This window comes from Fibrobacter intestinalis, from assembly GCF_900167415.1.
GTDB lineage: Bacteria > Fibrobacterota > Fibrobacteria > Fibrobacterales > Fibrobacteraceae > Hallerella > Hallerella intestinalis.
This window is the reverse complement of record NZ_FUWU01000033.1, coordinates 17,083-35,873: the sequence shown is the minus strand read 5'-3', so window position 1 is coordinate 35,873 and position 18,791 is coordinate 17,083. Positions and strand designations below refer to the sequence as shown.

Here is an 18,791-nt window from a genome sequence, read left to right as displayed (position 1 = left end):
CGGAACGACAAAGATCGTGATACCGGACGTCCCGAAGAAAAACGCGACTTACTACCAGAAGAAAAAGGCTCACAAGCTTTTTTGCAAGAGGGCTGGCATCGAGCCTATCAACGGCCACCTGAAAAGCGACCACCGTATGGGCAGAAATTTCTACAAGGGAATCTTTGGCGACATGCTCAATGCAAAGCTTGCTGCGGCGGCGTTCAACTTCAAGAGGGCCATGAGGCGCTTTTTTGCCCTGTTGGAATGGCTATACTGTTTTTGCCTTCTGTGGAACGGAATGAACAAAAAATGCGAACGTCCTTATCTTGCGTTCGCAAAGTGACTTTTTAAGGGCTGACTAACTAATAACTGACAACAAACAACTCCGAAGGGACCCTGCTAACTTGTTGATGCGCATTGGACTGCCCCCAAAGCCCGGTTTGGCTCCGTTACATTTGTCGTTTCACCCGTGAAATGGGCTGTGTAATGATTGCATTTGTCGTTTTACTCGTGAAACGGGCTGTGTAATGATAACATTCGTCGTTTCACTCGTGAAACGGGCTGTGTAATGATAACATTCGTTGTTTCACCCGTGAAAGGAGCCGTGTAATGGTAACGATTGCCTCCCCGCACGAAAAATGGATTGTGGCACGGCAATTTTTGCGTGCTTGAAGATGGCTTCGCCGATTTTCTCCTTGCCATGCTCTTCGGCAAGCGGTCCCTGCCTTTCGATAAATTCAGGAACCGCCGGTTAGTGTGTTTCGACGGGCTCAGCAACCGCCTGTCGAACTAGTCGAAGGGCTGGGACCGGTCGCTGAGCTTGTCGAAGCGTGATTTGTGATTGGTTGAAAGTAGGGAGCTAGGAAAAAGGGCTGTTTACCGTTTTACTTTAACGGATTTTCGGTAGAACCCTTGGCTTTTTAGGATAGAGCATTTTAGTCGTCAACAACACCTTTTGCTGGCGGAATATTTTATATTATCCGCTGAAAATAGAGAGTTTCTCTTATTCTCGATATGAAATCTCGACAATTTCAACCCAAGAGAATAAGACAGACGCTCACGTCTGTCGGCGTGCAAAGCCGGCAACGATTCGCTATGCAGGCTGCCGTTGTGCAGTCCGTTTTGGCATATCGGCCTTTATGGGGCGTGGGTTGTTTGGCCTTATTTGGGTTGGCAGTCGAGAGCCACATGTCGTAAGGTCATTCAACTCACCGCCTTTTTAATTTGGTGCGCGAGAAATGCCGGAGCAAGAGAAATTCCCACGAGTTGCTCTTGTTCTTGGCATGGAATCTCGACCATTTCAACCCAAAAGAATAAGAGGGTACTTCCGTCCGGACGCATGCGCGCCCCGTTTTGGCGTGGGCGTATTGTATGCCTAGGGCGTCGTGTATTCTCTTTTTGTGAAATCGCCGTAATCCAGTCCCCGAACGGGAGCGAAATGTTGCGCTTGACGTTCGGGAGAATGGAATGAAAAACATTGCGGCAGACACGCCAGTCCGGCAAATCTTTGACGTGTATCAAGGAGCCGTGCTCCCTAGACTCTTGAAAGACAAGACCACCGGCAAGAACATCTTGTGGGCGACAGACGAATACGACGCCATTTCCCCAAAAAGCGAAATCGAATTCAAGGAAATTACCGGCGGAAGCCTGATGCTTGTGCGCCCGAGAATCACTAAGGCACTCGACACCCAAAAGAATCGCACCAAAAAGCGCGCCGAAGTCTTTACGCCCTCTTGGGTTTGCAACCAGATGAACAACGCCCTAGATGACGATTACTTGGGTTACGCAGGCGCATTCAATGTGGAAGGGGAAAGAGCCTGGACAACTTCTCGTCCAAAAATTCGGTTTAACGAAGGAACGTCTTGGGAGAACTATATCGAACTCACCAAGCTCGAAATCACTTGCGGCGAAGCTCCTTTTGTCACCAGCCGTTACAATCCCACAGACGGGAATTTTATCGAAGTGGAAGACCGCATTGGATTCTTGGATCGCAAACTCCGCGTGGCAGCCGAAAATGCCGACGGCGACGAATATCGGAAATGGTCTATGCGTTCGTTGGAAAGTTCTTACGGTTACGAGTTTCAAGGCGACAACCTTTTGATTGCCCGCATCAATGTGTTTTTGACATGGGTGGAACATTGGGAAAAGAAGTTAGGCGAAAAGCCCGACAAGAAAACGGCCATGACCGCCGCCAACGTGATTGCGTGGAACTTTTGGCAGATGGACGGCCTTACAGGCAGGATTCCGCAAATTCAAGAAAAGGATTGCGGACAAATGAATTTCCTCGGATTCGAGACAGAAGGTGAAACAAGCGAAGTCACCACCGAAATATGCCGGATTTACGACTGGCGAAGAAAGCACAAATGTGTTTTTCAATCTCCGCCGGAATTTCAACTTTTTCAAAATAAGGGAGAGTGTATCATGAAAAAATTCTTTGCCGTGATAGGGAATCCACCGTATCAGGAAGAATCCGAAAAGAATGGAAGGCAGCCGCCTATTTATAATCATTTTATGGATGCAGTATTCAAGATTGCAGATTGTGTAGAGTTAATTACACCAGCCCGATTCCTCTTTAACGCTGGACAGACTCCTAAAGCATGGAATGAAAAAATTTTAAATGATGAGCATTTTAAAGTTCTTCATTACGAACCCGAAGCCTCAAAAATATTTCCAAACACTGATATAAAGGGAGGTGTTGCCATAACACTAAGGAATCAAGAAAAAATATTTGGGAAAATTGGGAAATTTGTTACTTCAGATATTATGCAAATCATAGTTGACAAAATAAATCCTTTATGTAACCACTATCTTGATGAAATTCATTTTAACCGTTCTAGTTATCGACTGACTAAAATACTCTATCAAAAACATCCCGAATTTAATAGAAGAGTGAAGGCCTCGGAAAAATTATCTATTGGCTCAAATATTTTTAAAAAATTCCCTGAAATCTTTTTCGATGAAGAATTTAAAAACAAATCAAATTCATATAGAAGAATCTTTGGATTGGACGAAACAAAAAGATGCTATAAATTTGTAAAAAAAGAATATATAGCGAATCATGAAAATTTGGATAAATGGAAAATTTTTGTTGCCAAATCAAATGGTGAAGGAAAATTTGGAGAAATACTTAGTGAATTAGAAATAGCTTCTCCAAATAGCGTAAGTACTCAAACATTTATAAGTTTTGGAAGATTTAATTCAAAAGCAGAATGTGAATCTTTAATAAAGTATTTAAAGACAAAATTTGTACGGGCATTACTTGGAATTTGTAAAGTTACTCCAGATAACGCTCGTAAAGAGGTTTGGAAATACGTCCCTCTTCAAGACTTCACTTCCAAATCCGACATCGACTGGTCCAAATCCGTTCACGAAATCGACTTGCAACTTTACAAAAAATACGGTCTATCTAAAGAAGAACGCGACTTTATTGAATCGCATGTCAAGGAGATGGTCTAATGCCCACTAACGTCACCCAAATCAAAACCATACGGCCCGTGAACCGCGCCATCTACGCCTACACCACTCCAAACGACGTAACCCACAACGGCTGGATAAAAATCGGCGATACCGAAGTCAATTTCGGCGAGAACCTGAAAACCGCCGTTGATGAACGCGTCAAGCAGCAAACCCACACCTCCAACACAAAAGCAAACATCGAGTGGTCTGGCAAAGCGGAATTCGAAGACGACTCCACGCCCTTTCGCGATCACGACTTCCACAAATACTTGACCAACAAGCAAAATATCGAGCGCAAGCCCAAAACCGAATGGTTCAGGACCGACGCAGCAACATCAAAAAATCACTTCCGCGACTTTAAGGAAAATCACGGAATCCTCACCGAGATGGATGGAGTCGAAATCTATGAACTCCGTGACGAGCAAGAAGAAGCCGCCAGAAAGACTGCCAATTATTTCGACAACCACAAGTTGATAAAAATCCTGAAAAAGGACAAGGCCCCCGAATTCCTATGGAACGCGAAGCCCCGTTTTGGAAAGACGCTCACGGCATACGATTTTTGCAGGCGCGTCGGCGCAAAAAATGTGCTTATCCTGACAAATCGCCCCGCCATTGCCGATAGCTGGTATAGCGATTATGCCCGTTTCGTCGGGACGGAAGGCGGCTACTATTTTGTAAGCCAAGTGGATGTTTTCAAGAAGAATCCACAAAAATACAAGCATGTTTTGACAAGGGATGAATTCACTCGTGCCATTAGCAAGAACAGGCTTGGCTGCATTGAATTTATCTCCTTGCAAGACCTTAAAGGTGCAAAGGCTTTTGGCGGCGATTACGAAAAACTCCGCGAAGTTTCTGAACTTGATTGGGATGTGCTGATTCTTGACGAGGCGCACGAGGGCGTAGAAACCGATAAAACGGATGTTGCCTTGGAACGCATCAAACGCCGTTTTACGCTGAACCTTTCGGGCACTCCGTTCAAGATGCTTGCTTCCGACAAGTTCCCCGAAGAGGCTATATTCAACTGGACATACGCAGACGAACAGGAGCGTAAAAAAGAATTTGCGGAAAAGGGGATAGAAAATCCTTACGAAGACTTGCCGAAGCTCAATCTGTTCACTTACCAGATGTCCGATATGATGGGAGCGAAGGCCGATGCTGGAACTCTCATTGATGACGAAGAAACGCAATATTACTTTGACTTGAACGAGTTCTTCAAGACGAATGCTTCAGGGTATTTTGAACATCTCGAAGATGTAAAGAAGTTCCTGCGTGCTCTTACGGAGCAGAAAAAGTATCCGTTCTCTACGGAAGAACTCAGGAACCAGCTCAAGCATACGTTCTGGTTGTTGAATCGTGTAGATTCTGCCATCGCCTTGAAAAAGCTTTTGACACAGCACCCTGTATTCAAGGAATATACGGTGGTCCTTGCTGTAGGTAATGGCGACGAGGAACTGGAAAACCAGAAGGCGATTACCGCTGTCCGCGAAGCAATCAAGAAAAACGAAAAGACTATTACCCTTTCGGTGGGGCAGCTTACGACGGGCGTCACCATTCCCGAATGGACCGCTGTTCTGATGCTTTGCTCCATGCGTTCTCCGGCGCTGTATATGCAGGCTGCATTCCGTGCTCAGAATCCGTGCCTTTTCTTGGATAAGGATGGCAAAACATATCGCAAAGATAATGCGTATGTGTTCGATTTTGATCCGGCACGCACGCTGACTATCGTGGAAACCATTGCCAATGACCAGTACAAGGATACTGCCGGTGGTGCAGGTGATAGCGAAAAGCGCAAGAAGCATGTTCTGGAACTCTTGAACTTCTTCCCTGTGGTAGGCGAAGACGACAATGGCGAAATGATAGAGCTGGATGCCGAAAAGGTGTTGACCATCCCGAGGCATATCCACGCTAAGGAAGTCGTGAATCATGGATTCATGAGCAATTTCCTTTTCCAGAATATCAGCGGAATTTTTGCTGCACCTTCGATTGTAAACGACATCCTCAAAAAGGTAAATCCTGTCACCAAGGCAGAAGCGGACAAGAATATTGTCACCCCGGAACAGGCGAATGAACTTCCTCTTGATGAAAATGGAAATGTCGATGTTCCCTCGGAACAGGTGGTCGGGACAGCCGCAGATAAGTTTGGTGATCCGGTTTTTGCCCAGCAATCTAATGATTACGAAAAAGACGTGAATAGGTTACTGCGAGACCACAAGCCTTCGGAAATAGAAAATGTCGTTAAGGAATTGACCACTGTTTACGATGTATCTGTAAAGAAAGTAGCCGAAGAAGCCAAGGTCAAGTTTGGCCAAGACATGACCAAATCTCAGTCCAAGGAATTTGAACGCAATCTGCAAAATTACGGACAAAAGAAAATCAGTTCTGCCGCCGCCGATTTCAAGATAGAAGCCGGTACAGCGGAACATAAGCGCGACGAGGCGTTGAAAAACTGCAATTCCAAGGCCGAAGAAAAGCAAATTCAGCAGTTATTCAAAAAGGAAATGGATGCTGCTGAGAAAAAATTCAAAGAAACCGTTTCGGATACATCGGACATTTGGAAAAAGGCGACAGAGGAAACCGTCAAGGCGGTCGAAGAAAGTAAAATCGAAAAGAAGAAAAACGCCATCGAAGAACGCGTCCGCGATCATCTGCGTGGCTTTGCCCGCACGATTCCTTCATTCCTAATGGCTTACGGAAATGCCGAAACCACTCTCGAAAATTTCGAACGAGACATTCCGGGCAACGTATTCCTTGAAGTCACAAGCATCACCGTTGACGAATTCAAGTTCCTTCGCGACGGCGGCGATTACACCGACGAAAATGACGGCAAGAAAAAGCATTACGCTGGCCATCTCTTTGAATCCGTCGTCTTCAACGATTCCGTCCAAGAATTTATGCGTAAACGTTCGGAGCTCGCGGATTACTTCAAGGAAAATTTCAAAGGCGATATTTTCGATTACATTCCGCCGCAAAAGACAAACCAGATATTCACCCCGAAAAAAGTCGTCAAGGAGATGGTGGATATGCTGGAAAAGGAAACGCCGGGGTGCTTCGACGACCCGACGCACACCTTTGCCGACCTGTATATGAAATCGGGACTTTATATCACCGAAATCATCAAACGGATTTATCGCTCCCAAAAGATGAAGGAACTCTTCCCCGACGACAAGAAAAGGCTAGAGTATATCGTCAAGAATCAAGTTTACGGGGCAGCTCCCACCGAAATCATTTACATGATTGCCATGCACTACATTCTAGGATTCAACAGAGAAATCGAAGGCAAGACCGCATCGGAAATCCAGGCGCTTTACCCGAATTTCAAGATGAAAGATACCGCCGAACTCGCCAAGGAAGGCAAGCTTGCCGAATGGGTTGAAAAAGCGTTTTAGAAGGAATGCGTCTGGACATCGTTCCCATTTTGAAAAAGAATTCCCCTTGCGAGAACAAGTTCTCTCTTTGAAAAAATGGATTGCGAATGTTTTGTGAAGGATTGTATGTAATTCTTTATTCTTTGACGGATAAAGCTTTGCGAAAAATGGATTTTCATTTGCCGAGTTTTTTATAAATTGGCATTATGGCTGTAGTTAAAAATCCATTTTCCAAAAATCAGTTGTGCTGCGTCGCATGGCTTCATTTCTTAAAGTGTTCAATACCGAATGTATTGACCGCTTTTCATTTCTGTTTCCCTTCGATTAGTTCGACAAACGGTTGGTGAGCTTGTCGAAGTATCCCCCAAAACCATTTTAGAAGAATCTTATGTTTGACAATTACCCTCTGATTCTCGCTCTATTGTTTTTTGTGGCGGTTATCTTTTTGCTGTTGCAAATCGTTTCTTTAAAAGACCGCTTGCAGCTGGTTCGCCAGATAGATCAGAAGACCAAAAGCCTTCTTGCCATTCTTTCCTTAAAAGACTTGCAATCGTTATCGGCATCGGCAGCGTTATTGCAGATTTTCGGCATTTCCGATGAAGAACTCAAAAAACATAACTTCAAGGAATTTATTCACCCGGACGATGCGAAACTATTAAATACAGTGATAACCAATTCTCTTGGCGACGAGAAAAAGTATGCGGGCAAAAGTCTTGAAAATTTACGGATTCGTTTGCGCGATGCGCGATATGGATGGCAATGGTATGAACTTTTTGGATTTTTCACTTCGTTTCGGGCTAAAGCGATTTTTTGTTGTTCGTTCTTTCCGATAAATGAACAAATTCGAATCCATGAAGAATTGATTGAACACAAAAGGTTGATGAATATCTTGCTGAATAATTCAAGGGCAATCGTCTGGAAAATGGATTGTCTGTCTCGGCGACTGACTCTCTTGACGCCTGTTTCCAAAGAACGCTTTGGCATTGACGATTTTCCCGCTGGTCCGATTATTTCTAATGTAGATGTGTTTACGCCGGAATCCCTTTCTAAAATCCGGCAGGAATTGAATGAACGGATTGCGAGTCTTGCCGATAGTGGAAAGGAATGCGATTCTCCGCAGAGGTCTGTGATTACGGTGCAAAATAAAGACGGCTCCAGGGTCGATTTGGAAATTTGCAGTACGTTGGAAAAGAACGATATCGGATTTTACACTTTGTATGGCGTAAGCCAGTTGCTATCGAAAAAATGAATTATCTGGAAAAGGCTTTTGAACAGGCATTGTTGGCGGTTGGCGTTTCGTTTCCGAATCCGGCAGTGGGCGCGGTTGTTGTAAAAGATGGAAAAATTGTTGGAGTGGGGCACACGCAAAGGATTCACGGCCCCCATGCCGAAGTGATGGCCTTGCGTGATGCGACCGAACGAGCGAATCAAGCGACTTTGTATGTAACGTTGGAACCCTGCTGTCATTTTGGCAGAACGCCGCCCTGCACGCAGGCGATTATCGCCGCAGGAATTCGGAAAGTTTTCTTTGCCCATCGAGATCCGAATCCGCAGGTCTTTGGAAAAAGCGAAAAAATTTTGGCTTCAGCGGGCATCGAATCGGTTTTTGTTTCTCCACCTGACGATTTTTTGCATTTTTATGATGCTTATGATTTTTTTGTCCGGAACCGCCGTCCGTTTGTCGAATTGAAAATCGCCGAGTCGGCTGACGGATTTATTGCCGCGGCGGATCGTTCGCCGGTTCGCATTTCGGGAATGGAAGCGAATGTCTGGACGGCGAAATGGCGAAGAACTGCGGAATGTATTTGCGTGGGCGGAGGAACGGTTCTTGCGGATAACCCGAAATTGACCGTTCGCGGAGTCGGCGGAAATCATCCCATTCGAATTGTTTTTGCCGGTTCTCGTTTACTTTCGCGGCATCTGCATCTTTGGGAAACTCCTTTTGCACGATTGCCGATGGTTTACAGCCGGATTCCCCAAACAGAATTGGACGGACTTGCAGAAGTTCGCCTTTTAGAGGGAAAAACTTTTGCTGAAAATTGGTCGAAAATGATGGACGACTTGAGTCAAATGGGCATTCATCGGCTAGCTGTGGAACCCGGGGCGACTTTGTGCCGTCAGATTTTGGCGAATAAAATGTGGAATCGCTTGTTTGTGTTACGCTCTACAAAGGAAATGTTCAATGGCCTTTCTTGGCGAAGCGGAGTAGAGCCGGAATTGCGACAAATCGCAAAACTGGGAACCGATTTTTTGCTGGCCGCTGACCGCGACGAAAATCAATAGACGACAAGAAAGGGCTTCGCCTTGTTTTTGTTTCCCGCTCGGAAGTAGTATAATCCGGGGGCGAGTTTTTCTCGCAGCGTTTCCGCTTCCAGGCAAAGCTGTTCTCCCGAATATCTGAATTGGCCGACGAGCTTTCCGGTTCTTGTCCGAATTTCTATAAACGTCTTATCTTGGGGAAGATGGGCAAAGCAGAGGGGCGTTTCGCCACGCCACGGATTCGGGTAATTTCGCATTGGCAGGGAATCGACGATGGGTTTTTGGCTTGTCTGTTCACGAAGTCTGGAAAGAATTAAAACGGCATTTTCCGATTTTTCTATTTGGGGCAGGATATTGGCCAGCGTTATTGTATCTAGAGAATAAAAGATGGGCGTTTGTGTCTTGCCGTATAAAGCGATGCTGGCTTTTCCTTGGAATGCGTCTAAATGTGGAATGGAATCCGTGGTGATGCGATAGTAAGCGATGGCTGGCGGAGTCAGTGAAACGCTTTCCGTGGATGGCGAAAGAATTTTCGGTTGAAAGGGCCAACGGAAAGCGTCGTCCGTAATGAGCTTTGTGGAATCGGAAAATAATGCCCGAGGTCCAGAAAAAAGAAGCCGTTCGGCAAAATCGTTGAAAGAGGAATCCGGATCGATTTCCCGATATTGCATTTCTTCGGCGAAAATTTCTTCAAAGGATGCGTCTGGATTTTTGGCAAAGCGTTCCCAAAAATGCTTTCCTATAGGATTGCCGTAGATACTTTCGTTATAAAGTTCCCACACGGCGAGGCCGTAGTCGCTGCTGAGTTCATGAAACGGTTTTCCTGTTGCATTGAAAAATAGCGGCAGCTGTGACCAGTAATCATTGACATCGGGAGCTCCGATTTCTTCTTGGGCGGTTGCGGAAGCTTCGTACCAGTAAGTGTCGCGCTTGTCCGTAGGTGGTAAGTAGATAAATTGAAGCGTGTGGTAAAATTCGTGAAAGGCTGTCGCCCGAATGAGTTTGCCGAAATGAACGGTATAGTCAATTCCGGTGACTTCGTTTTGCATCGGGTTGTCCGCTTTGTAAAAGGTACAGTAAGAATCGGTTTCGTTTTTTTGCGGGCTGTTGATTCCGGCAAAGAAAAAATCATTTTCAATGATAATTTCCGATTCGTCCGGTTCGCTGGAAGGCGAAAAGGTGACGGCGATACATTCTCCGCAAAAACCGCCGAATAGGCTGGCGTTATCGCGAATGGAATTGATGTCGGCGATTTCAATGGGGAAGCGATTGGGAGCGGGTTCTTTGCGGTAATGCCAAGTGATGGGGGCGGCTTTCGGTTTTTTATAGCCGAGTTCTTGTATGTAAAAATTCCAGGCTTTTTCCAGTGCCGTCGCCAGGGAATCTACAAAAGCTTTTTTCGTGGCGTGGATGCCTTCAATGACATAATAAATGTGAAAATGTTGGGTAATGCGTTCTTGGACATCGCTTGTATCGTAATAAAATTCCGCATCGCAGTTTGTTGTGGATGAGGTTATCCATTTGGCGGAAGGCGTTCCGGTGGAATGAATTTGTTGAGTACGATTTTGCCAAAGGCGTTCACGTCCGCAGATGGGACTGGCCGAAATGCTGGCGATGAATAGACACAAAATGGCAAAGGCGATAGCCGATTTTTTCGTCATGGCTTTCTCTTTTGCGCTTGATGCAGAATTTCACGGGCAAGTTTTTCGATTTTGGGGTCGTCTTCAATGGGGCTTTGCATTTGCGATTTTAGGCGAGAGTCAATAATCAGAGGACTTTGACAAGTCCAGTGCTTATGGCGAAATTGCTCCTGAAAACCATAGATGTCAGAGGCCGGGTTGCTGCGGGTAAATGTCACCCACATCCAGTTTTCCAAATTTTTTGCGGTAAAATGGGAGTCGTCGGCGATAGTTATCAGCGGATAATTGTTTCGGTATGGAAAATTTTCCAGCGTTTGTACGAATTCGGAAATTTTTGCTGCGGTCGTCGCTTGTATGGCGAGAACTCCGGGAAAGACCAACTTGGGGTTGGAAAATCCAAAGGGCAAATGCAATAAGGACAAATCCGATTCCGAATGGCCGAGCTGACGAATTTTTTGCCCGGCGGTAGCAAAGATGACTTTGGATCCATGATTCAGAGAGCGTCCGGAGTAATCCAGCGTGTCTATCGTTGTTTCTGTTTGAAAATGAATATCCCGATCAAAGTGAATTTGTTCTAAAACGTGCGTGAAATAATCGACGTATTTTGTCGTGCGTAAATCCGGAGCGTCTTCTCGGGCGGTGATGAAAACATATTTGGAAAGAGAAACTTGATTGAATCCGAGAAGGGCGTTGGCTTCTTTTAAAAGCTCCATCGGTTCTCGGTCTTTGACATAGGGGCGGTAGCGTTCTTTTCCGATGGCAAGCAGCAGAGGATGCACTCCAGCGGCATCCACGGCGTTTATTTCATCTACTCCCGGAACGGATTGCGGCACCATCGGTTTCACTATTTCTGCGATGAACTCTCCAAAAATGGAATCTTCCTGAGGCGGCCTGCCGACGGTTGTAAACGGATAGATGGCATTTTTTTTGCAAAAAACTTTTTTGACGTTCAGGTAGGGAAAATCGTGCCTGTCGGAATAGTAGCCCAGATGGTCGCCAAAAGGGCCTTCGGGTTTTAGCGTAGGAGCTAGCTCGCCTAAAATGCAAAAATCCGCATCGGAAGAAATCGTATAACCGTCCAGATGCGTATAGCGAAAACCGCGACCGTTTAAAAGACCGGCAAAAATCAGTTCGGAAAGATTCGCAGGCATTGGCATAATGGCGGCCAACGTCTGGGCGGGAGGTCCTCCTAGCCAAATGCTGACTTTCAGCGGTTCGCCTTTTTGAATTGCCGCTTCATGGTGCCTGGCAATGCCCCGTTCGATTTGGTAATGGAGACCGCATTCTTGATTTTGCACATACTGGTTGCCGGATGTTTGAATGCGATACATTCCGAGATTGGATTTTAGCAGCTGCCGTTCTTCGGGCTGTTGCGAAAAGACTTGCGGGAGAGTTAAAAAAGTGCCGCCGTCTTTGGCGTGCAGACGAATTTGCGGCAAGTCGCTGAGACGGGTTGTTTCTTGCAGAACCGGAGAAGCAAAACTTTTGACGGGAAGAACGAAGCATCCTATAGAGGGAAGCGAAAACCAGTTTTGGGGCCGTTTTAAAACTTCGACGGGATTGGCGTGAAAATCAATAGCCGTTTTTGTACGTTGGAGGGTTTTGCGAAATAGAAAATGGATGCGTTCACGACTGCCAAAGATATTTGCCGCAGCACGGAATGGGGAATTCTGAACGCGTTCAAAAAGGAGAGCGGGCAGGTTTTCTTGAGTGGCGATTTCTGCCATTTTGGGCATGATTAAATCGGGAGAAACCTCTTCGGAAATGCGCAAGAGCATCCCGTGCTTTTCTAAATCTAAAAGCGCGCTTTCTAAGGATTTGTAGGGCATGGCTCTCCGTCAGCCCGCAGACAATCCGGCATTGAATGCTTTGAAGCTTTCGGTCTTGCGGTGGGATTCGTAAGAGTCTTGGGCTTGGAGCAAATCGGCTCGATCTTTAAACGCGTAAAGCAGTCTGGCATTCCGCATGGCGACCGCCAATTCGGGAGCTTCTCCGCCAAAATAAATTTCGTCTGTCAATTCCAACAAGTCACCTGTTTTTTGTACGGAGTGCTTCACTTGAAAAAAGGAAAACGGGCCTTCCTGCAATTCCGCAGTCCAGTCGTTTTTTTGGACAGAAGTGATTTTCCCTTTCCAGTTCAAAATCCGGAAACCAGCGACAAGCCGATAAGAAACGCTCGTGCCAACGGCAAGTGGCGCATCCAGACGGAACAAAAGCGCAGGCGAATCGCCGACATTCAGAATCAATGGAAATACGTGAAGGAGTTTGTTCGCTTCATTGTCCTGAATTGAAAAACCGGAAGTTTGAATAATGTTTCCCATTATACCGATAAAGATAATAAAATTGCCCGCCGCCAGGCGAAGGCAAAGATCGCAAAATAGAGAATCCAGAAGAGAAAGTCCAAGGTTGTTCTTTTTTCTCCCCAGAGGAGACTTTTTTTCGACGGTAAAAAGCCGACGATGAGTCCTAATGCAAAACCATAAAAATGGGAAAGAATATCGGCGTTTTCGCCGATGCCCAGAAAAATGGCTAAGAGCGCGCTGGCGAAAAGCGGAGTGAAACGTCGCAGGACATTGCCCGTTTTCAAAGGCAGCAGGCGAAATTCAATGGTGCCGAGAGTACCGATTGCACAAAAGACAAAAGTGGAAAAACCGAGAGAACGAAAATCCTCTTGCACGGTGAGGGCGACAAAAAAATTGGCCACTGCGGATGCTACGGCGATGGGGAGAGCGATGCGGGCGAGAGGCAAGCGGAATGCCAGCAGGTTCAAAACAATATAGCCGGAAATCAGGTTGGAAGCCAGATGGTGTGCATTCCCGTGCAAAGTGAGAGCGGTAATGGGACGCCACCAATCTCCAGACAGAATTTTTTCTGCATCGGCGATTCCGGTGTGATACCAGCGGCTGCCATAGCGGGAAAATTGAAGAAGGGTCAGAACCGCAGGAAGGGAAAGAATGAGGAGCGGTGAAATTTTAAAGCGGAGCGCTAAAGGGGGATTTTCCGGTTGGGGAGGATTTTCTTGAATGTAAAGGGCGATTTGCTGGGATGCGGACTCTTGGTATTTACCCCATACGGAAAGTTTGTAAGGTCCCCGCTTATCCCGCAAAATTTGATGGGGAATCCTCTGGCTTGCTAGGACCAGACTGTATATCCGGATTTGTTTTAGGTTGCCGATGGCTATAGAACTCTCCGCTGGGACGACGTGCAGAATCTCGTCGATCTGTAGGCGCCTGAATCGAGTTCGCGTTCGCATAGCTTAATCGTCGCCGCTGAAATTCAAGTCCCGTCGGTAGGGAATAAATCCCGCATTTCGGATAAAGTCCTCGGCTTCGGCAATGCTGCGGATTCCTTGGGAAACCAAAACGTTTTCTTCTAGAACGATACTGTTGATATCGTCGGCTCCAGAAAGGAGTCCTAGTTCACCAATAGCTTTTCCCATTCCTAGAACGGAAACTTCAATGTGACGGATGTTGTCAAAGTAAAGTCGGCAAAGTCCAAGGACTTTTAGGTATTCCGCTGGAGATACATGGCGGATGGGGAATTTGTCCGTTTGCGGTTGAAATGTCCATGCGACAAAGCTTTTGATTCCGGAAGTTTCGTCTTGAAGGTTGCGTACCAGTTCCAGATGTTCAATAATATCTTGCGGCGATTCCTTGGATCCGATGACGATATTGGCACTGCCGGGAAGTCCATTTTTTTGACAGACCGCCAGCGTGTCTCGCCATTCTTTTGCTGTCAGTTTTTTCGGGCTGAGTTCCTTTCGGATTCTGTCGGAAAGGATTTCGGCTCCGGCTCCGGGAACGGACGAAAGTCCGGCATTTTTAAAAAGCCGAAGAAGTTCTTCTAGGGTTAATTGGTGCGCTTTGGCAATGTGTACCAGTTCAACGGGAGAAAAACCGCGAACGCTCATGCCGAGATCTTTTGAAAGCAGGGAAAGAATATCGGTGTAGTACTCCAGCGGCAGATCTTCATGGACTCCGCCTTGCAAAAAAATTTGGTCTGCGCCTAGGGTTTTGGCTTCCAGTGCTTTCTCCCGAATTTTTTCAAGGGAAAGCGTATAGGCACCTGCTTCGCCCGCTTTTCGGGAAAAAGCGCAAAAGTCGCAAAGGATGGAGCAGATATTGGTATAGTTGATGATCCGATAAACCGTATAGCCGACACGTTTTCCGGGGAGTCTGGCATTCCGAACGGCATTGGCGGCGTGGACGATTTCCGTCCAATCCGCATTCTGCAAAAGGAAAAGCGCTTCGTCGGGAGCGAGTCTCGATGTCGTCGCTTTATCCAGCAGAGCGGAAATGGAATTTTGCCTGTTCATCTTTTACATATTCCGCACGGGGAAAAGCCCTAGCAGGTTCAGAACGTCTTCCAGAACGATTTGCGTACATTTGACGAGGAAGAGCCTGGATTTTTCTTCCGGGCTTCCGAGGACGCGGTCGTCGTGAATGAATTTGTGTGCTGCGCCCGCGATGTCCAAGGAGTATTGCGCAAGCTCGCTCGGCTCGTCGGTTTCGCAGGCTTTGCGAATGCGGTCCGCTTTTTGGGCGAGCAGCTTGATCAGTTCGTAGGCGGCATCGTCTGTTAATTGTTCAAAATTCACGTCTTGTTGCTGAACGTCGTAGCCCGCTTTCCGCATAATGCTGCAAAGGCGAACGTGCGCATTTTGGACATAAGGTCCGGTCGCTCCGTCAAAACTCAAAGCGGAATCCCAATCGAATTTGACATCCATCATCCGGTGATTTTTCAAATCGTTGAAAGTCAGCGCGCTAATGCCAATTTGCTGGGCAATCAATTCCTTGTTTTCCAAATCCGGATTTTTTTGATCGATAAATTCCAAGATTTTCTTTTGTGCCGCTTCGATGACATCCCGGAGAAGGCTGGCTGTTCCTGTGCGGGTCTTTCCTTTTTCCCACTTGCCGTCGATCAGGTTTAGAATGACGCCGAACGGAATGTGGACGAGGGCGTCAGACCAGTCGTAACCCATCTTTTTGAGAACGAGCTTGATCTGCTTGAAGTGCAGGGATTGCCCGAGATCCACCACATAAAGGCATTTGTCGAAGTTGTATTCTTTTTTGCGGTAAATCGCGGCGGCGAGATCGCGGGTGGCATACAACGTACTGCCGTCGCTTTTGCGGATGAGGCAAGGGTTCAGCTTGTACTCGTCGAGTTTTACGACGTCCCTTTCCTCGCTGCGTTCCAGCAGGTTCTTTTCGCGGAGGGCGTCAATGACGGCGGGCATTTTGTCTTCGTAGAACGATTCTCCCGTATAGTGGTCAAAGTCCACGCCCATCATTTTGTAGATGCGCATCAATTCTTTGAGGGTCGCCGCGCGGAAGGCCAACCATAATTTCCGGTAAAATTCGTCGCCTTTTTCCAATTTGGAAAAGGCGTCCCGGGCGGCGTTTTCCAACTCGGGTTCCGTTTTAGCGGCTTTGGAAAAACTGGCGTACAGAACGTTGAGTTCTTTAACCGTCAGGGAATCCAGCGTGGCTTGGTCGGTTGGAAGTTTTTCCCGCAGATACATCACGATGAGTTTGCCAAAAGCGGTTCCCCAGTCCCCCAGGTGGTTGATGCGTTCTACCTTGTAGCCAAATGCCTTGTAAATGCGAGCAAGGCTGTTTCCTATCATCGTGGAACGCAGATGGTGAAAGGCGAGTTCCTTACCGATATTCGGCGAGCTGTAGTCGATGCAGACGACTTTTCCATTCGGGGCTGCGTGGCCGTATTCCAGTCCGCCTTGGGCAATGCTTTCCAAAATGGACTCGGCGAGGAATTTTCTGTCGATGAAAAAGTTCAAGTAGCCGGCGATGGCTTCTACTTTGGAAATTCCGGCGGGCAGCTGGATTTTGGCGGCCAGGTCTTCGGCGATTTGCTTGGGTGCTTTGTGCAGGGTCTTTGCCAGAGCAAAGCAGGGAAGGGAAAAGTTGCCGTGTTCCGTGTCGTTCGGAATCGTGATGAGTTTTTTGGCTTGATCCTGTTCAAACGCACCCGTTGCGGCGACGGCTTTGGCGATTTCTTCGTTAAATGAGGTCATCTTTAGCTTTGGCCTTTTTGGTTGTCTTCTGGATAAAGTTTTTTTCTTCGAGTTCAGTGATAGGAGCATCGCTGTAGAGTTTGTCCAAGGCGAGTTCGTCTCGTTTTCCTTCTTCAAAAAGTTGGACGATTAAATCGAACCCGGCGTCGAAAACCGCCCAGCGCATATTGATGCCGGGCTTGTACTCGGTGCGGTGCTGTAACTTTTGGTGTTTGAAATTTTTATCGAGTTCGGTCAGGATGGCTTGCATTTGGGCTTCGCTTTCGCAAGTCGCGAGCAGCATGAAGTCCGAGGTTTCCGAAATGCCGCGCAGATCGATGAGTTGCAACTTTTGCGCGCGCAATTCAAATAAAATTTTCGCCGCCGCTTGTACGGCTTCTGAATATGTTTTTTGGGATGAAACTTTTTTCGTTGTCTTTGCCGTCTTCTTGACGACTGTTTTCTTTTCGGCTTTCTTTACAGAGGCTTTTGCCGTCGTCTTTTTTTCAGTCGCTTTAGCCGCAGTTTTGGTAGCCGTTTTTTTTACAGTTGTTTTTTTGGTAACGGTTTTGGTTGCCGTTTTTTTTGCTGTTGTCATGGTGTTCCTGTTTGTGTGATTTTTTCAAAATCTTTTCCCACGAATACGGTTGCATCCACAAGTTTCTGCTTGTTTTTTAAAGGGATGACATTTGTCGTATGGAGGGCTTTGGCAAGGGCTTCGGCCCCTGCCCAGTGAGGATTTCGGATGGCGATGATGGTTTCTTCGTAATTCCAGAGGTTGTCGTTGCTCATTTCGATGACGTCGAAACCTTGTGAACGCAAATAGTCGCGCATTTTGACCGCAGCACCCGGGATGCCGCTGGAGTTCAGGACTTGTATGTCTCCCGGCGTTTCACGGATTTCAGGTACGATTTGAACCTCTTCCTTGCAAGAACAAAGAAGAAAGGTCAAATAAAAAACGGGGATGATTGCTTTGAAAATGCGCACGCTGTAAATATAGCGATTTAGAGCGGCTTGTTTTGGGCGTTTACTTTTACAATGGTCGGTTTCCATGTCTTTGCTTCTTCCGGAGTCAAAGAAACATACGAAACGATAATGACCAGATCGCCCTTTTGCACCATTCTGGCGGCAGCGCCATTTAAACAGATTGTGCCGGACTCGGCTTCCCCTTCGATGACATAGGTATCAAAACGAGCACCGTTATTGATGTCCAGAACGCCGACTTTTTCAAAGGGAAGAATTCCTGCAGCGTCCAGCAAAGCTTTATCGATAGTGATGGAACCTTCATAATTTAAATTCGCATCGGTTACAGTTGCGCGATGGATTTTACATTTCAGAAAATCGGTTTGCATTTTAGAAGCGTATTTGAAGAACGCCCGCGACTCCGCGATTCAAACTAGGACCGACTCCCATGCTAAAGCGGTCGGCGTCGGGGTTGTTTGCCCACTGGGTATTGAAGAAGGCATCGGCAAAGGACCAAATATGAGCTCCAAGGACGGGAATCAACCAGTAAACCCAGGTATTGTCATATTCGTCGCTATTGACCGCAAAATAAGTCAGACCTGCTACGCCGACCACCCAAAGAGCATCCATCCAGATTGCTTTTACCGTTTCGTCGTGTTTCCACTGGTAAAGGGAAGGAACGAGAGCGGAAAGGTAGGCGATGTTTTGTTCTCCCGAATGATTGCGATAAGTACGGTCAATGTCGGAATCTTCCAAACCTTTGGCGCGGGAACTCAGCCAATCTTCTTCGGATACGCCGAGGCGTTTCCAAGGCTCTTGCAGATATTCTGACGGGCGAATGCCCAGTTCGGTCAATTGAGTCAGTTTGTCGCGGCTGACGCCGTTTTCTTTGGCCTGCTGGAATTCCCACTGGGTCAGTCCGGCGCTTTCGTAGTCAAAGCCCGCCCATTCGCTGTCCGAGGAATTTGCGGAACCCGCGGAATAGGAATCCTCTACAGCTTCTTCTGTCGTGTCATCGGCTGCATAGTTGTCAAAATCGTCTTGCGCAAACGAAACGGAAACCGCGAAAAGAAAAGCACAGAAGATTTTGAATGTCGTTTTCATTGAACCTCAGCA

At 46.8% G+C, this 18,791-nt stretch carries 15 protein-coding genes and 1 pseudogene; 5 read left to right on the top strand and 11 right to left on the bottom strand.

The genetic code is table 11. The features are described from left to right. Positions 1-325, top strand: a pseudogene (locus tag B5D40_RS09635) (hypothetical protein); the annotation flags it as partial. Between the two features lie 860 nt (positions 326-1,185). On the opposite strand, the gene B5D40_RS15675 reads toward B5D40_RS09635, so the two are convergent. After that, positions 1,186-1,503: a hypothetical protein gene (locus B5D40_RS15675; RefSeq protein ID WP_159446926.1), complete on the bottom strand. Its 318-nt coding sequence runs from the start codon at positions 1,501-1,503 to the stop codon at positions 1,186-1,188. 129 nt (positions 1,504-1,632) lie between these two features. Here B5D40_RS15675 and B5D40_RS09630 point away from each other — a divergent pair, with 129 nt between their 5' ends. The 4 genes from B5D40_RS09630 to ribD all read left to right on the top strand — a co-directional run bounded on the left by B5D40_RS09630 (position 1,633) and on the right by ribD (position 9,086). Further along, positions 1,633-3,438, top strand: a complete 1,806-nt coding sequence (locus B5D40_RS09630) for an Eco57I restriction-modification methylase domain-containing protein (protein WP_234978166.1) — start codon at positions 1,633-1,635, stop codon at positions 3,436-3,438. Beyond that, complete coding sequence (locus B5D40_RS09625; protein ID WP_078776747.1) at positions 3,438-6,824, top strand: DEAD/DEAH box helicase family protein; 3,387 nt, start codon at positions 3,438-3,440, stop codon at positions 6,822-6,824. Before B5D40_RS09630 ends, B5D40_RS09625 begins: the two co-directional genes overlap by 1 nt. Before the next feature lie 367 nt (positions 6,825-7,191). Then, entirely contained in the window at positions 7,192-8,052 is an 861-nt protein-coding gene (locus B5D40_RS09620) for a PAS domain-containing protein (RefSeq protein WP_078776746.1), read from the top strand. After that, positions 8,049-9,086, top strand: a complete 1,038-nt coding sequence (ribD, locus tag B5D40_RS09615; RefSeq protein WP_078776745.1) for a bifunctional diaminohydroxyphosphoribosylaminopyrimidine deaminase/5-amino-6-(5-phosphoribosylamino)uracil reductase RibD — start codon at positions 8,049-8,051, stop codon at positions 9,084-9,086. Before B5D40_RS09620 ends, ribD begins: the two co-directional genes overlap by 4 nt. On the opposite strand, the gene B5D40_RS09610 is transcribed toward ribD, so the two are convergent. The 10 genes from B5D40_RS09610 to B5D40_RS09565 are packed head-to-tail and all read right to left on the bottom strand — an operon-like array spanning position 9,080 to position 18,779. Beyond that, on the bottom strand, positions 9,080-10,723 hold the full coding sequence (locus B5D40_RS09610; RefSeq protein WP_078776744.1) for a hypothetical protein: 1,644 nt from the start codon (positions 10,721-10,723) through the stop codon (positions 9,080-9,082). The two genes, ribD and B5D40_RS09610, sit on opposite strands and share 7 nt — an antisense overlap. Beyond that, positions 10,720-12,531 (bottom strand): UbiD family decarboxylase, encoded by a 1,812-nt coding sequence (locus B5D40_RS09605; protein WP_078776743.1) that lies wholly within the window; start codon positions 12,529-12,531, stop codon positions 10,720-10,722. Before B5D40_RS09605 ends, B5D40_RS09610 begins: the two co-directional genes overlap by 4 nt. A 9-nt stretch (positions 12,532-12,540) precedes the next feature. Next, positions 12,541-13,023, bottom strand: a complete 483-nt coding sequence (locus B5D40_RS09600) for an SRPBCC family protein (protein ID WP_073303070.1) — start codon at positions 13,021-13,023, stop codon at positions 12,541-12,543. Then, a complete protein-coding gene (locus B5D40_RS09595) occupies positions 13,023-13,955 on the bottom strand; it encodes a rhomboid family intramembrane serine protease (protein WP_078776742.1) in 933 nt (310 codons plus the stop codon). The genes B5D40_RS09600 and B5D40_RS09595 overlap by 1 nt, the downstream gene beginning before the upstream one ends. Before the next feature lie 3 nt (positions 13,956-13,958). Continuing rightward, complete coding sequence (locus B5D40_RS09590; protein WP_073303066.1) at positions 13,959-15,017, bottom strand: CofH family radical SAM protein; 1,059 nt, start codon at positions 15,015-15,017, stop codon at positions 13,959-13,961. 3 nt (positions 15,018-15,020) lie between these two features. Beyond that, positions 15,021-16,733: an arginine--tRNA ligase gene (gene argS, locus B5D40_RS09585; protein WP_073303064.1), complete on the bottom strand. Its 1,713-nt coding sequence runs from the start codon at positions 16,731-16,733 to the stop codon at positions 15,021-15,023. Further along, complete coding sequence (gene rsfS, locus B5D40_RS15950) at positions 16,720-17,310, bottom strand: ribosome silencing factor (RefSeq protein ID WP_078776741.1); 591 nt, start codon at positions 17,308-17,310, stop codon at positions 16,720-16,722. The genes argS and rsfS overlap by 14 nt, the downstream gene beginning before the upstream one ends. Next, the gene (locus tag B5D40_RS09575) at positions 17,307-17,699 is read right to left on the bottom strand and encodes a LytR C-terminal domain-containing protein (protein WP_073303062.1); all 393 of its coding nucleotides are present in this window, start codon (positions 17,697-17,699) and stop codon (positions 17,307-17,309) included. The genes rsfS and B5D40_RS09575 overlap by 4 nt, the downstream gene beginning before the upstream one ends. A 17-nt stretch (positions 17,700-17,716) precedes the next feature. Then, on the bottom strand, positions 17,717-18,064 hold the full coding sequence (gene panD, locus B5D40_RS09570) for an aspartate 1-decarboxylase (protein ID WP_078776739.1): 348 nt from the start codon (positions 18,062-18,064) through the stop codon (positions 17,717-17,719). A gap of 1 nt (position 18,065) precedes the next feature. After that, entirely contained in the window at positions 18,066-18,779 is a 714-nt protein-coding gene (locus B5D40_RS09565; RefSeq protein ID WP_073303058.1) for a hypothetical protein, read from the bottom strand. Positions 18,780-18,791 lie beyond the last annotated feature (12 nt).

Excerpts from the sequence above, each read along its gene's own strand:
- B5D40_RS09630 (WP_234978166.1), top strand. The coding sequence starts at position 1,633 with ATGCTTGTGCGCCCGAGAATCACTAAGGCACTCGACACCCAAAAGAAT.
- B5D40_RS09625 (WP_078776747.1), top strand. The coding sequence starts at position 3,438 with ATGCCCACTAACGTCACCCAAATCAAAACCATACGGCCCGTGAACCGC.
- B5D40_RS09620 (WP_078776746.1), top strand. The coding sequence starts at position 7,192 with ATGTTTGACAATTACCCTCTGATTCTCGCTCTATTGTTTTTTGTGGCG.
- ribD (WP_078776745.1), top strand. The coding sequence starts at position 8,049 with ATGAATTATCTGGAAAAGGCTTTTGAACAGGCATTGTTGGCGGTTGGC.
- B5D40_RS09610 (WP_078776744.1), bottom strand. The coding sequence starts at position 10,723 with ATGACGAAAAAATCGGCTATCGCCTTTGCCATTTTGTGTCTATTCATC.
- B5D40_RS09605 (WP_078776743.1), bottom strand. The coding sequence starts at position 12,531 with ATGCCCTACAAATCCTTAGAAAGCGCGCTTTTAGATTTAGAAAAGCAC.
- B5D40_RS09600 (WP_073303070.1), bottom strand. The coding sequence starts at position 13,023 with ATGGGAAACATTATTCAAACTTCCGGTTTTTCAATTCAGGACAATGAA.
- B5D40_RS09595 (WP_078776742.1), bottom strand. The coding sequence starts at position 13,955 with ATGCGAACGCGAACTCGATTCAGGCGCCTACAGATCGACGAGATTCTG.
- B5D40_RS09590 (WP_073303066.1), bottom strand. The coding sequence starts at position 15,017 with ATGAACAGGCAAAATTCCATTTCCGCTCTGCTGGATAAAGCGACGACA.
- argS (WP_073303064.1), bottom strand. The coding sequence starts at position 16,733 with ATGACCTCATTTAACGAAGAAATCGCCAAAGCCGTCGCCGCAACGGGT.
- rsfS (WP_078776741.1), bottom strand. The coding sequence starts at position 17,310 with ATGACAACAGCAAAAAAAACGGCAACCAAAACCGTTACCAAAAAAACA.
- panD (WP_078776739.1), bottom strand. The coding sequence starts at position 18,064 with ATGCAAACCGATTTTCTGAAATGTAAAATCCATCGCGCAACTGTAACC.
- B5D40_RS09565 (WP_073303058.1), bottom strand. The coding sequence starts at position 18,779 with ATGAAAACGACATTCAAAATCTTCTGTGCTTTTCTTTTCGCGGTTTCC.